We start from the raw sequence: 13,753 nt of genomic DNA on the forward strand, positions 1-13,753 counted from the left end.
CCTTGATCATGCCAGCGCAGCGTTGAGAGTCACGACATTGACGTAAGGCTCTCCCAGGAAGCCCAGCGCGCGACCGTGCGTGTTCTCCTTCACCAACTGCTGCACCTGCGCCACCGAAAGCCCACGCTCCCGCGCAACCCGGTTCACCTGTAGAGCGGCGTACGCCGGACTGATCGCCGGATCGAGCCCACTTCCACTAGCGGTCACCGCATCCACCGGCACCTGCGAGGGGGCGACTCCTTCCAGCTGCGCGACCTCCTGCCGACGCTCGTTGATCAGCTTCAGCAGATCCGGGTTGTTCGGCCCGTACTGCGAGGCGGCGCTCGCCTTCCCGTCGTACTTGGCCGCCGACGGCCTGGTGTGGAACCACTCCTTGCCTTCATAGGACTGGCCGATCAGGTCGGAGGCGACCTCCTTGCCGTTCACCTTCACGATCGAACCGTTCGCGTTGCCGTGGAACAACAGCTGCGAAACCCCGGTCATCACCAGCGGGTAGGCGACACCGAGCACCACCGTGAATACCAGCAGCACTCGCGCTGCAACCCCGAACTGCCTCATCATGCGACCTTTCACCGGAGACCCGGGATCAACGAGATCACCAGGTCGAGAAGCTTGATACCGACGAACGGCGTGATCAGCCCACCGACGCCGTACACGAGCAGATTGCGGCGCAACATCGCCGAGGCCGAGGACGGCTTGTACCGCACGCCGCGCAACGCGAGCGGGACCAGGGCAACGATCACCAGCGCGTTGAAGACGATCGCGGAGATGATCGCCGTCTCCGGCGAGTGCAGCTGCATGATGTTCAGCCGGTCGAGTCCCGGGTACGCCGCCGCGAACAGCGCCGGCAGGATCGCGAAGTACTTGGCCACGTCGTTCGCGATCGAGAACGTGGTCAGCGAACCCCGGGTGATCAGCAACTGCTTGCCGATCTCAACGATCTCGATCAGCTTGGTCGGGTTGGAGTCCAGGTCGACCATGTTGCCGGCCTCCTTGGCCGCCGACGTGCCGGTGTTCATCGCGACCCCGACATCGGCCTGCGCGAGCGCCGGCGCGTCGTTGGTGCCGTCACCGGTCATCGCGACCAGCCGGCCGCCCTCCTGCTCCTTCTTGATCAGCGCCATCTTGTCCTCGGGCGTCGCCTCGGCCAGGAAGTCGTCGACCCCGGCCTCCTCGGCGATCGCCTTCGCGGTCAGCGCGTTGTCACCGGTGATCATCACGGTCCGGATGCCCATCGCACGCATCTGGTCGAACCGCTCCCGCATCCCGGCCTTCACCACGTCCTTCAGGTGAATCACGCCGAGCGCACGAGCCGTCCCGCCGACCGCCTCGGCCACGACGAGCGGCGTACCGCCCGAGGCCGAGATGCCGTCGACAATCTCACCGAGCCGCGGATCCGACGTACCGCCGTGGCCGTTGATCCAGTTGTTGACCGCTCCGGCCGCGCCCTTGCGGACCTGCCGGTCGTCGATGTCGACACCGCTCATCCGCGTCTGTGCGGTGAACTCGACGAACGTTGCATGCGGCAACTCTCCGGTGTGCCGCTCACGCAGTCCGTACCCGTTCTTAGCCAGTACGACGATCGACCGGCCCTCCGGCGTTTCGTCGGCCAGGCTGGACAGCTGAGCCGCATCGGCCAGCTCGGTGTCGGTCACCCCGTCGACCGGGATGAATTCGGCCGCCTGCCGGTTGCCCAAGGTGATGGTTCCGGTCTTGTCCAGCAGCAAGGTGTTCACATCACCGGCCGCCTCGACCGCACGGCCGGACATCGCCAGCACGTTGCGCTGCACCAGCCGGTCCATGCCGGCGATGCCGATCGCGGACAGCAGCGCGCCGATCGTGGTCGGGATCAGGCAGACCAGCAGGGCCACCAGGATCACCACACTGAGGTGCACGTTGGCGTAGTTCGCGAAGGTCGGCAGCGTGATCGTGGCGATCATGAACACGATCGTGAGGCTGGCCAGCAGGATGTTCAGCGCGATCTCGTTCGGCGTCTTCTGCCGGGCAGCGCCCTCGACGAGCGCGATCATCCGGTCGATGAAGCTCTCACCGGGCTTGGTCATGATCTTCACGACGATCCGGTCCGACAGCACCTTCGTCCCACCGGTGACCGCACTGCGGTCGCCACCGGACTCACGGATGACCGGGGCCGATTCGCCGGTGATCGCCGACTCGTCGACACTCGCCACACCCTCGACGACATCGCCGTCACCCGGGATGATCTGTCCGGCCTCGACCACGACGAGGTCCCCGAGCTGCAGCTGGGCCGCCGGGACCTCTTCCTCTCCAGTTTCAGTGAGCCGGCGAGCAGTCGTCTCGGTCTTGGCCCGGCGCAGAGTCTCGGCCTGGGCCTTGCCCCGGCCCTCGGCCACGGCCTCGGCCAGGTTGGCGAAGATCACCGTCAGCCAGAGCCAGACCACGATCCACCAGACGAACACAGTGGAGTCGGTGAAGGCGATCACCGTCGACGCAACGGCACCGACCTCGACCACGAACATCACCGGGTTCTTCACCATCACCCGCAGATCGAGCTTGCGCAGCGCGTCCGGCAGGGAGGTCAGCAGCATCTTCGGGTCGAACAGCCCCGAGGGTGCCTTCTTCTCGACCGCCCGCTCCGTCGTCGGAGCCGGGGTCTTGGTCATGGTGCTCACAGTCCCTCCGCAAGCGGTCCGAGGGTCAACGCTGGGAAGTAGGTCAGGCCGGTCACGATGAGGACGACACCGACCAGCATCGTGACGAACAGAGCCTTGTGGGTGGGCAGCGTGCCCTGGGTGACCGGGACCGGCTGCTGCTTGGCGAGCGAACCCGCCAGGGCGAGCGCGAACACGATCGGTACGAAGCGGCCGAGCAGCATCACGATGCCGAGAGCCGTGTTGTAGAAGGGGATGTTCGCACTGAGCCCACCGAACGCCGACCCGTTGTTGTTGCCCGCCGAGGTGAACGCATAAAGCACCTCGGAGAACCCGTGCGGGCTGTCGGTGTTGAAGATCGACGCCCGCGCCACCGCCAGACCCATCGCGATCGACGCCCCGACCAGTACGACGGTCGGCGTCGTGAGGATGTAGAGCGAAACCAGCTTCATCTCGCGCGCGGTGATCTTCTTCTTCAGGTACTCCGGGGTTCGGCCGACCATCAGTCCGGCGATGAACACCGTCAGTACGGCGAGGATCAGCATGCCGTAGAGACCGGTTCCGGTACCGCCTGGCGAGACTTCACCGAGCATCATGTGGAAGAGCGTCGTACCGCCGCCGAGTGGGGAGAACGAGTCGTGCGCAGCGTTGACCGCGCCGGTCGACGTACCGGTGGTTGAACTGGCGAACAGCGCCGAGGCCCACTCGCCGAAGCGGGTTTCCTTACCCTCCAGCGAGTTGCCGCGCACCTCGAAGAAGGTCGCGGAGAATGTGAAGGCCGCCCAGAGCGTGCCCATCACGCCGAGGATCGCGTAGCCCTGGCGCTTGTCCTTGACCATCAGGCCGAACGTCCGGGTCAGACAGACCGGGATCAGCAGCAGCAGGAAGATCTCGAACAGGTTGGACAGGCCGTTCGGGTTCTCGAACGGGTGCGCGGAGTTGGCGTTGTAGAAGCCACCGCCGTTCGTACCGAGCTCCTTGATGACTTCCTGGCTGGCCACCGGGCCGCCCGGGATGGTCTGCGCCTGGCCGACCACCGAGGTGACCTCGTGACCACCGGAGAAGTTCTGTACGACGCCCATCGCGACCAGCGCGAGTGTCCCGATCACGGCGATCGGGAGGAGAACCCGCAGTACCGTCCGGGTCAGGTCGACCCAGAAGTTGCCGAGCCGGTCGGTCTTGGACCGGGCGAACCCGCGGATGACCGCGACCGCGACGGCGATACCGACGGCGGAGGAGAGGAAGTTCTGTACGGCGAGGCCGGCGAACTGGACCAGATGGCCCATCGTCGCCTCGGGCGAGTACGACTGCCAGTTCGTGTTGGCGACGAACGACGCCGCCGTGTTGAAGGCCAGGCCGGACTCGACGTTCGGCAGACCTAGAGACAGCGGCAGGTGGCTCTGCACCCGCTGCAGGATGTAGAGCAAGAGCAGACTGACCGCGGAGAACGCGATCAGCGACCGGGCGTAGACGGCCCAGGTCTGGTCTGCCTTCGAGTCCACCCCGAAGAGCCGGTAGGCTCCCCGCTCGACCCGCAGGTCGGATTCGGAGGTGTAGACCCGGGCCAGGTACCCGCCCAGCGGCCGGTAGACCACGGCCAGGCACGCGACCAGGAAGCCGACCTGCAACAGGCCGGCGGCGGTGTCGGACATCAGAACCTCTCGGGGAAGATCAGGGCGGCGACCAGGTAGAGGACCAGAGCCACGGCCACCACCAGCCCGGCGATGTTCTCGGCGCTCACAACTTCTCCACTCCACGCAGCGCGAACCAGACGGCCGCGAACACGACGGCAGCGACGGCCAGATAGATCACGTCAGCCACGACTGCACCTCACATTGCTCATGGCTCCACTGCACACCGCTCGCTGCCCGGTCAGGAGGCTTCTCACAGCTCTCTCACACCCGCCGACACAGCTCTCACGCGTCTCTCTCATACTTACGCGTGAGCAGTAGCCCCACCGATTTGAGGAAGAACCGCCAGTGACTGATTTGGACATCACCGCCCCCGCCGAGCAGTTCTTTTCCACCGAGAGCCGCGAGGCCCTCGCCGAGGCCAGCCGCAAGCTCGCCGAGCGCCTCCAGGCCCACACCGAGGCCCTGCTCGCGATGACCGGCTCCGAGAACCACGAGTCCCTCGACGAGCAGAACGCCGCCCTCGAAGAACTCGTCGCCGACTGGAACGACGCCGTCTTCGACCACACCGGCACCACCCCCCTCCTCCTCGACGAAACCGAGGACCCCGACGCCGAGGACGACACCGACGAGGACCACATCATCAGCGTGGTCTCCCGCTTCGACCTCCGCGTCGTAGACCTGGACACCCTCCTCGAGGCCGGCCGCGCCGCCCAGGAACGCCACCCCGCCGAACTCGAGGAAGGCGGCGAACCCGACCCCGTCGAAACAGCCGAACAAGCCATCTTCGAAATCAGCCGCGAGGTAGGCGAAGCCTGGTTCGAACTCCCCGGCATCGAAATGCTCGCCGGTGCCCGCGCCTACGTAGTCCCTGAAACCCCCTTCGACCCCCTCGACCCCGACGCCGAAGACATCACCACCGAACTCTCCGCCCCCAACGGCATCCCCACCCACGCCGAATCCTGGGCCTGACCTCACGTCGCCCTGGGGCGACGCGCGCGCTGATGCCGGCTCACCATCCACCACGGAGAATCGTGGGTGAGTCGGCAGTCGAGCGACGGGGGTGGATCGGTGCCGGATGTCACCGGGTGGACGGCGATCGTGCCGATCGCATTCGGATCGTCGGTGCTGGGAACGTTGGCCGGCAAGATGCTGGACCGCACCGGCGCCCGCACCGAACTCATCCGCGACGGATACGCCGACGCGATCAAAGCTCTGAATGCGTGGGGGCACTACCCCGAACGCATCTACCGGCGGATCGATGACTCGCCGGAGACACTCCATCGCCTCGAGGCGATGGGAGCCGAACTGAAAGGCGCGCTGGCCTACTCAACTGGCTGGGTCAGCGGAGAGAGTGCCGAGCTGGGCCACGTCTACAACGTCCTGGTCGAGCTGCTGCGCGCGGAGGTCACCGTCCACGCCCGACTCGCCTGGGCCAACCCGCCTGCGTCGACGGCGCTGTCGATGAACATCGGCGATCCACCTGAGGCGAATGCGATCCCGGAAAGATCCGACGGCATCACCCCGGCCGAGTGGCTGATCGTCCAACTGTTCTCGACCCTCATCCAGTACCGGATCGGCTGGCGACGCATCGTCTGGCCCCGGCCGTTGCTCCGTCGGCGGCTGGGCAGGCTGCGGATCATCGAGCAGGCAGAGCAGGCGTTCAGCAGCAGGGCGGCCCGAATGCTGAACGGGGATTGGCAATCTGCCCCTGGATGCCCCTGAATGCCCCGCGATCTGCCCTCCCTGGGGAGGTGAAGTGTGGTGAGGCTTGTTCGTCATGACGATCCATGACGAACGTGCGGAGAGTGTGTTGGGCTCGGGTGTCGAGGGGCGGCTGGAGCTGGCGCGGGTGCGGGAGCTGTTGGGGCGGTATCTGCCGGCGCCGCCTGCGAAGGTGGCGGATATCGGGGGTGGGCCAGGGGTTCATGCGCAGCTGTTGCTGGCGGACGGGTACGACGTGCGGATGCTGAATCCGGTCGCGCTGCAGACTGGGGATGAGGAGTTCGATGCGGCCTATCTGTCTGGGTTGATGCACTACCTGGTGCACGCGGCAGACCGCCGCGCCGCACTGCGGGAAGCGATTCGGGTCACGAAATGCGGCGGGTTCGTGGCGGCGGTGGCAGTCAACCCAACCGCGAGCCGACGGGCACACACCGCGTACCACACGGTGGCGCAGTTGCGGTCCGAGCTCACTGGTGCTGGTTTGCGCGCAGTGTCGATCTACGGGCTGACCGTGGCCGGCGACTGGCTGAGCATCATGGTCGACCGTCACTACAACGGACTGGCCCTACCTGACGACGAACCGGATCCGCTGGAGACTGCGCTTGAGTGTGCGCGGCTTGCTGATCGGCATCCTGAGATGGTGCAGGCGAGTGGGTTGCTTTTCGGGGTGGGGCAGCGTGATTGAGGAGGCGGTCGGCGAGGTAGCCGAGGAGGACGATGAGGAGGAGTGCGAGGGCGTAGACAGCGATCCGGACAAGCAGCATGGATTCATGGTTCTGTCTGGTGATCGGATCAGACAGTGGCAAGAATGCCGTTGTTCGATAGATTGTGGTCATGCATCGGGTGGCGGTGGTGGTCGCGGAGCGGTCGGCTGTGCTGGATGTGGCGATTCCGGCGCAGGTGTTCGGGACGGCGCGGTCGTTGGAGAAGGCGGCGGGTGAGCTGTGGGGCCCGCGGCTGTACGACGTGATCGTGTGTGCCGAGCGTCCGGGGACGTCGATGTGGGGGCCGGGTGGGCTGGAGCTGTTCCAGATCAACGCGCCTTACACACTGGAGGACGCTCGTACGGCGGACACGATCATCGTGCCGGGTGGGCACAACGTGAGCCATCCGTCGGCCGAACTGGTGGCGCTGCTGCGGGAGGCGCATGCGCGCGGTGTGCGGATTGCGTCGATCTGTGGTGGCGCGTTGGTGCTCGCCGCGGCCGACCTGCTGGACGGGAAGGTCGCGGCGACGCACTGGACGTCGGCCGAGGCGCTAGGTGAGCAGTTCCCGCATGTTCAGGTGGACGCGAGTGTTCTGTTCGCCGACTGCGGCAATGTCCTCACCTCGGCGGGGGCGGCGACCGGGTTCGACCTGTGCATGCACATGGTGCGCAAGGACTTCGGCTCGGCCATCGCCGCCGAGGTGGCCCGGCACATCGTGTTACCGCCGTTGCGGGACGGCGGGCAGGCGCAGTTCATCGTGCACCCGGAGCCCGGTCCGGACTGCGGCTCGCTGGAGCCGACGATGCGGTGGATCCGGGAACACCTCGCCGAACCGATCACGTTGGCCGACATGGCGACGTACGCGACCGTGAGTCCGCGCACCCTGAACCGCAAGTTCCGCGAACAGACCGGTACGACGCCACTCCAGTGGCTCCTGCGGCAGCGCATCCAGCACGCGCAGGAGCTTCTGGAGACGACGACGATCCCGATCGAGGAGATCGCGCAGCACTGCGGGTTCGGTACGGCGATCAACATGCGCCAGCACTTCACCCGCCAGGTGCGGACCTCGCCGATCGGTTATCGCAGGGCGTTTCAGTCGATCGGGCGCAGCTCGTCGGCGTAGGAGACCGAGACCCGGCGCAGGACGTTGTCCTTCACGGAGTACTGACCCATGCGCCACAGCGGCGGACTGTAGGCGTGGACGCTGACGCTGCCCTTGTCGCGGCCGACCATGCGGTGGATGTGGTCGGGCCCGAAGCCGTAGACGGCGCCGGCCGGGACCTCGGTCTCGATCGACTCGGTGCCGATGGCCAGGTTGTGTTCGACGAGGGTGCCCTTGGCGACAGCGACGGCACCGGAGGAGGTGTCGTGATCGTGCCAGCCGGTGTCGTTGACGGGGGTCCAGCAGATCAGCCAGACGTCGACGTTGGCATCGCGGTGCAGGGAAGCGAAGACACGCTCGTCATCGCTGTAGGCAACCTTGTCCTCCCACAGGTGCGGCTGGGCGGCGATCGACGAGGCCAGCTCGGCGAGTTCCTGCGGGGTGAGGTCGCGACCTGGAAGGTCATCCAGCGACAGACAGTTGTTGAGATCCACTAGCCGGCTGGGTTGACGTGCCGGGACGACGGGTGCGTCGATGGGCTGAGCAGTCACTGCACTCCCCTCTCAGGAGATGGACGGCCGGCGCTGGGGTCTCCCCCGAACAGCAACCGGTTCGGATTGTCGTGGCGGATCACCGCGGTTGCGGCGGCGCCTTGGCGGAGCTCGGTAATGCCGGCGTAGGGCCGGTCGGTGCCGTGGACGACCTGGTCGATGCCCAGGACGCGCGCGACCGCGTCGATTCCCTGCGGGCCGTAGCTCGAGGTGTCGACGTACAGGTTGGTGTCGATGGTGCCGAGGCGGCCGCCGCGGGCGGTCAGCCGCTCGTGGTGCACGGGCGCGAGGCCGGCCGCGGCGGCGAAGCAGATCCGCAACCGCGGGAACTCGCGACGACCGCCGTACGCGTGCCAGGCCCACCAAGCGGCCTGCAACTGCTGGCTGTAGTCGACCACCGGGGCCCACCAGCCGGGTACGTCGCCGGCCGGCTCGGCGATCCCGGGGTGCACAAGCACCGGCCGGTCCCAGCCTTCCGCGATCTCAAGCAGCGACCCGTACGTCGACCAGCCGGCCGGCGTGGTCAGCACATGCGCGGGAAGCTGGAAACCCAGGAATCCCTTGTCCAGAAGGGTTTTCGCCTCATCGAGATCCGGCTCGGGCAGTCGCACCGAGGCCCAGGCCCTGAAGGGCTCGGGCAGCAAAGCCGCACCGGTGTGCCACGCGTCGAGCAGGGCATCGTCGCCGAGCGACTCGATCCCGAGCGGGCTCGACAGCAACACCGCCGCGAGGTCGGTGCCGAGCTCGCGCTCGATCGCGACCCGGGCGTCGACGTCGTGCGCGGCCGGATCCACCTCGTACGGCGTCTCGGTCGCGGTGTGCAGCGTCCAGCCGTCCAGGTACGGCGGCTCGGTCCGGGCCCGGAGGCGGTCGATGAACTCGGCCGGCCAGAGGTGCTGGTGGATGTCGATCACAGCTCCTCCTCCAAGCCCGCGTTTTGATCAGATTGAAGCGCTTCAGTAGTTAGAGAGTGAAGCGCTTCAAAGGCCCTCTTGTCAAGTTTCTGTCCGAGCCTCGGGCTAGGGTTCTGAGCATGTCCGGAAGCCGACGGCCGACTCTCAAAGACATCGCGGCCGACACCGGCCTGTCGATGGCCGCGGTGTCCTACGCACTGCGCGGCCTGCACGGCACCCCGGAGACCCGGCAGCGGGTCCAGGAGGCGGCCGAGCGGCTCGGCTACCAGGCCGACCCGGTGGCCCGCGCCCTCGCCTCGGGCCGAAGCGGTTCCATCGGCGTGCTGTGCGCGTCCCTCGAGGACCTCTGGCAGCAGCGCCTCGCGGCCGCTCTCGGCCGCGAGCTCCTCGCCCCGGACCGGAACGCGTGGATCATCGACTCCGCCGGCGACGCCGGCCGCCAGCTCGAGCTGGCCCAGCACCTGGTCGACCACCGCGCCGACGCGATCGTGGTGATCCCGATCGACCCGGCCGCGCCGGGTTGGTCCGCGATCGCCGAGCAGGCCCCGGTGATCGCGATCGGCGACGCCCTCCCCGGTGCGAAGGCGAAGTCCGAGGTGGTTTTCGACAACGAGACGGGAGTCAGTACGGCGCTGCGCCGCCTGGCCGAGGCCGGTCACCGCGAGGTCGCGGTCCTCAGCCCCACCCTGCGCGCCGAGATCGACCGCCCGGCCGAGGAGATCGCGCACCGCATCGCGGTCGACCTCAACCTCAAGATCCGCGTCCTGCAGTGCCCGCACGACCTGGCCGGCGCCACCGACGTGGCCCGCGCCCTGCTGAGCGGCACCGAGCGCCCGACCGGCATCCTCGCCCTCGCCGACTCGATGGCCTTCGGCGTGTACGCCGCCAGCCGCGAGCTCGGCCTCCGCATCCCCGAGGACCTGTCGCTGCTCGGCTACGACGACCAGCCGCTCTCCCAGCTGCTCACGCCACCCCTGTCCAGCTTCCACTGGCCCCTCGACGACCTCGTCACCGACGTCGTCGCCCGCGTCACCGCCACGGTCGACACCAACCGCCGGGTCCGCCGCACCACCGTCGTACCGACCTTGATCGAGCGCGGCTCGGTCAGCGCTCCGCCCACCTGAGCGGAGCGCCGACCGACCGCTCCCTGCATCCACCCTCTGAAACTAAACCAACTCAGTAGACTTACTGGACCGGTCCCAGTATGTGGATGCCGCGCCCGCGAGCCGGAGACAGCTTGTTATGGCCGGAGGCCTGTTGCCATAGGTCTCCGGCCATCACTTCCTGTCCCCGGCCACCAGTTGCGGCCGGGGCACCGTGGTGGGGGCGGATGCGAGGGCCGGGTATGGCGAACGGCCGGTCGGGGGGGCCGACCGGCCGTTCTGGGTAGTGCGAGGGACTACTGCTTGCCGAAGACCTGGATCTCAGTCATGTCGGTGTACTGGCAGCCGCCGAACGGGCCGGGGCATGCCCCGGGCCAGCCCGGGACCTGCGGGGCCAGCATGACGAACCGGACGTACTGGACGCCGGTCGCGTTGCCGGTCGGGGTGACCACGTTGTACTTGCCGCGGTTGGCGGCGGTGAAGGTGCCCTCCTGGGCGGTGGCCCAGGTGGTGCCGTCGACCGACGTCTCGATCCGGTACTGGCCGGTGGAGGCGCTGCCCGGGTCACCGCAGACGTTGGACGGGTCGACCTTGAACGAGTCGATGGTCACCTTCGACGGGAGCTTGATGTCGATGTGCTTGGGGATCATCACGTTCGTCGGGGTGCCGTCGTCGTCGCCGGTGGTGCTGCCCCAGCCGGTGCCCTGGGCGTTGTCGATCGCACCGCCGGGGCCACAGCCGAAGTCGCTCAGGTCCGGGCCGTTGAAGTCGGTGACGGTACCGCCACCGGAGGCGGCGGCCCAGTTGCGCCGTACGGCGAAGCTGGCGGTGGCGCCGGCCTTGACGACGACCGGGTTGACGGCGAGCTCATAGCCGGGGGAGGCGACGACGAACTTCGGGTAGGTGCCGGGGGCGACCTTGGTGATGGTGTACTTGCCGGCCGCGTCGGTGGTGGCTGCGTAATCACCGGCGAAGCCGGACGAGTGGCCGCCGATGAAGACGAGGGCGCCCTTGATCGGCTTGCCGGTGTCCTTGTCGGTAACGGTGCCGGACAGCGTGGTGGTCTTGCCTGTCGGCGGCTTGTGGAAGTCCTCGGCCGGGAAGGCGTCGCCGCCGTCGATCACACCGGCGTACCAGCCCATGCCGCGGTTGGCGAAGACCTGCCAGATGATGCCGGCGTTCTTGCCGCCGCTGGCGACCAGGTCGGCCTGCACGATCGCGTTGCGCATGTCGAGCATGGTCGGGTCGGACGGCGACAGCTCCATCGCGCGGGTGATGATGCTGACCGCGTAGCTGCGGCCGAAGCGCTCGCGCAGGTCCCAGAGCGTCTGGGCCCAGACCTCACCGGACGAGTGCACCTCGGGGGTGCCGCCGATGGTCGGGAAGTCGCCGTACGTGTAGCCGCCCTGCGAGCCGTCGATACCGACGCAGGCCGCTTCCTTGGCCTTGACGCGGCAGTCGTTCGGCATCGTCCGGATCGAGCCACCGGCGGTGTCGTACTTGCCGATCCGCATCTCGCCGTTGGCGACAGTGTCCTTCTCCAGACCGTGCGAGGCCAGGTAGTCCAGCGCGTAGAAGTCGCTCCACGCCTCGCCCATCGAGCCGGCCTGGATGCTGTTCAGCGTCGAGTTGCCGCCGGCGTCGACGACCAGGCGGTTCGACAGACCGTGGGTGTACTCGTGGTACAGGATCTCGGCCGACGTCGACGAGCTGCTCGGAACCGTCTTGTCGTCGCCCGGCTCACCGAACAGGTACATCTGCATGGTCGGCGCGATGCCGTCCGGCGGGGTGTTCATGTTCGCGTTGTTGATGTGGTTCGCGTCCGGGCCGCCGTTCGGGTCGGTCGCGGCGCCGTCCAGCGCGTTCAGCTTCACGGCGTCGCCGCCGGCCGCGTCGAACGAGCCGGCCGCCGGGGTGAAGCTGATCGGCGGCTTCGCCAGCCAGTCGTGGAAGTTGCTGGCCAGGTAGAACGCGTTGGTGACGTCCTCGTTCATGTTCGTCTTCCAGGAGTCCGGCTTGGCCGGGTCCCAGGTGCAGACGAACGCCGCCGAACACAGCGGGTTGCTGTTGAACGTCGTCAGCTTGTACTCCGCGCCGGTCTTGGTGCCGGGCACCTTGACGGTCTCACCGGTGTTCGGCTGGTTGTCGTCGTTGACGTCGGCGAAGGCCTGGACCGACGTGCCCTCCAGCAGCGTCTTGGCGTTCTTCGGCAGCCACTTGTTGTAGATCAGGTTCTCGACCCGCTGCTTGCCACCGGCGGCCGCACCCGGGTAGTTGTCGATGACGAGCGCGTCACCGGATCCCTCGGCGGACAGGTCGCGGCGGTAGAGCAGGCCGCCGGACTGCGCGTCGATGACGTGCGTGTAGATCTTGGTGCCGCCGAGGTTGACATACGTCATCCAGCCCTTGCGCAGGCCGTCGGCGGTGTGGAACCAGACCGGCTTGGCCTGGTCGCCGTTGCTCCACACAACGGTCGAGCCGACCGACTTGGTGGTCGCGGACTTCGCCGTACCGTCGAGGTCCTTCGCGGCCTTGGCCCGGGCGTCGTCGGCGGAGACCGCCGGGGCGGCCGAGCGGGCCTCGGCCTGGGCGGTGAGGCCGGCGACGGGCGAGCCCATCACCGAGATCAGCTGGCCGTTCTTGGTGACGTTGGCCTTCAGGCCGTTGCCGAAGACCTCGATCCCGTCGACCACCTGGGACCAGAAGATGTGGTGGGTGCCGAGGTCGTCGACGTAGTCCTTGCGGAGCTTCAGCGTGGCCAGGTCGGCGGCGGCGAGCTTGAAGACCTCGGGGTGCGCCTTCACGTAGTTCAGCGCGACGTCCTGGGCCTTCTTGGCGCTGCGACCGGTCAGGAAGCCGTCCAGCTTCGTGACCTGGGCCGGGGTCCCGGTGTTCGCGTCGAGCTCGACGACACCCTGGGTGCCGAGCGAGTTGCGGAACTTCTCCGAGGCGTCCGACTCCTTGCCGGCCACCTTGGCGGCCCGCGTGTACGTCGTCTTCGCGTTCGGCGTCCGGGCGTCGTAGTTGCCCTTGCGCTCCTTGCTCGCGATGCCCTCGGACTTCGCGGCCTTGCCTTCGCCGGGGCCGGCGGTCTGGGCGGCCGTCGCGCCGTTGGCCATCGAGACGGCCAGCAGACTGACGGCGGAGACGGCGGAGATGGCGAGAAGCCCCCGTCGCCTGCGTGATGTGGTCACAGCGATACTCCAGAAAAGTCACCTGCGCGGATCGCCCTCCGCGACCCGTCCGCGCCCGACCTTAAGCCTGGATGCGGTGCCGGGGAAGAGAACTCCCCGGAATGGCGCGGAGACGAGGGTTGTCCTTCGTGCTCGGCACATTACTAAAAGCAACGCGCAAAGGGACGTAACCGAGCGGCCGGGTCCCCATCGCGGT

At 67.6% G+C, this 13,753-nt stretch carries 12 protein-coding genes; 5 read left to right on the forward strand and 7 right to left on the reverse strand.

The features are described from left to right. Positions 1-6: 6 nt before the first annotated feature. The 4 genes from kdpC to kdpF are packed head-to-tail and all read right to left on the reverse strand — an operon-like array spanning position 7 to position 4,371. Positions 7-561, reverse strand: a complete 555-nt coding sequence (gene kdpC, locus ABD231_RS36255; RefSeq protein WP_344162833.1) for a potassium-transporting ATPase subunit KdpC — start codon at positions 559-561, stop codon at positions 7-9. An 8-nt stretch (positions 562-569) separates the two neighbouring features. Continuing rightward, positions 570-2,642 carry a potassium-transporting ATPase subunit KdpB gene (gene kdpB, locus ABD231_RS36260; RefSeq protein WP_344162836.1) on the reverse strand — a complete coding sequence of 691 codons (2,073 nt, stop codon included), beginning with the start codon at positions 2,640-2,642 and terminating at the stop codon, positions 570-572. A 5-nt stretch (positions 2,643-2,647) separates the two neighbouring features. After that, the gene (kdpA, locus tag ABD231_RS36265; protein ID WP_344162839.1) at positions 2,648-4,282 is read right to left on the reverse strand and encodes a potassium-transporting ATPase subunit KdpA; all 1,635 of its coding nucleotides are present in this window, start codon (positions 4,280-4,282) and stop codon (positions 2,648-2,650) included. Continuing rightward, positions 4,282-4,371 (reverse strand): K(+)-transporting ATPase subunit F, encoded by a 90-nt coding sequence (kdpF, locus tag ABD231_RS36270; protein WP_131363646.1) that lies wholly within the window; start codon positions 4,369-4,371, stop codon positions 4,282-4,284. The genes kdpA and kdpF overlap by 1 nt, the downstream gene beginning before the upstream one ends. A gap of 238 nt (positions 4,372-4,609) precedes the next feature. Here kdpF and ABD231_RS36275 point away from each other — a divergent pair, with 238 nt between their 5' ends. The 4 genes from ABD231_RS36275 (at position 4,610) to ABD231_RS36290 (ending at position 7,816) form a co-directional block, all read left to right on the forward strand. Further along, positions 4,610-5,233 carry a hypothetical protein gene (locus tag ABD231_RS36275; protein ID WP_344162848.1) on the forward strand — a complete coding sequence of 208 codons (624 nt, stop codon included), beginning with the start codon at positions 4,610-4,612 and terminating at the stop codon, positions 5,231-5,233. Positions 5,234-5,299: 66 nt separating this feature from the next. After that, on the forward strand, positions 5,300-5,986 hold the full coding sequence (locus ABD231_RS36280) for a hypothetical protein (RefSeq protein ID WP_344162851.1): 687 nt from the start codon (positions 5,300-5,302) through the stop codon (positions 5,984-5,986). A gap of 55 nt (positions 5,987-6,041) precedes the next feature. Then, positions 6,042-6,671 (forward strand): class I SAM-dependent methyltransferase, encoded by a 630-nt coding sequence (locus ABD231_RS36285; protein ID WP_344162854.1) that lies wholly within the window; start codon positions 6,042-6,044, stop codon positions 6,669-6,671. Positions 6,672-6,820: 149 nt separating this feature from the next. Next, complete coding sequence (locus ABD231_RS36290) at positions 6,821-7,816, forward strand: GlxA family transcriptional regulator (RefSeq protein WP_344162856.1); 996 nt, start codon at positions 6,821-6,823, stop codon at positions 7,814-7,816. Here ABD231_RS36290 and ABD231_RS36295 read toward each other — a convergent pair. Both ABD231_RS36295 and ABD231_RS36300 read right to left on the reverse strand, forming a co-directional pair. Then, the gene (locus tag ABD231_RS36295) at positions 7,786-8,346 is read right to left on the reverse strand and encodes a cysteine dioxygenase (protein WP_132405787.1); all 561 of its coding nucleotides are present in this window, start codon (positions 8,344-8,346) and stop codon (positions 7,786-7,788) included. The two genes, ABD231_RS36290 and ABD231_RS36295, sit on opposite strands and share 31 nt — an antisense overlap. Beyond that, positions 8,343-9,260, reverse strand: coding sequence for an amidohydrolase family protein (locus tag ABD231_RS36300; RefSeq protein ID WP_344162860.1), 918 nt, complete (start codon positions 9,258-9,260; stop codon positions 8,343-8,345). The genes ABD231_RS36295 and ABD231_RS36300 overlap by 4 nt, the downstream gene beginning before the upstream one ends. Positions 9,261-9,379: 119 nt before the next feature. Between ABD231_RS36300 and ABD231_RS36305 the strand changes: the two genes are divergently transcribed. Next, positions 9,380-10,384, forward strand: a complete 1,005-nt coding sequence (locus ABD231_RS36305; RefSeq protein WP_344162863.1) for a LacI family DNA-binding transcriptional regulator — start codon at positions 9,380-9,382, stop codon at positions 10,382-10,384. 275 nt (positions 10,385-10,659) lie between these two features. On the opposite strand, the gene ABD231_RS36310 is transcribed toward ABD231_RS36305, so the two are convergent. Next, complete coding sequence (locus tag ABD231_RS36310; RefSeq protein WP_344162866.1) at positions 10,660-13,557, reverse strand: M36 family metallopeptidase; 2,898 nt, start codon at positions 13,555-13,557, stop codon at positions 10,660-10,662. Positions 13,558-13,753 lie beyond the last annotated feature (196 nt).

The organism is Kribbella yunnanensis, assembly GCF_039529655.1.
Lineage (GTDB): Bacteria > Actinomycetota > Actinomycetes > Propionibacteriales > Kribbellaceae > Kribbella > Kribbella yunnanensis.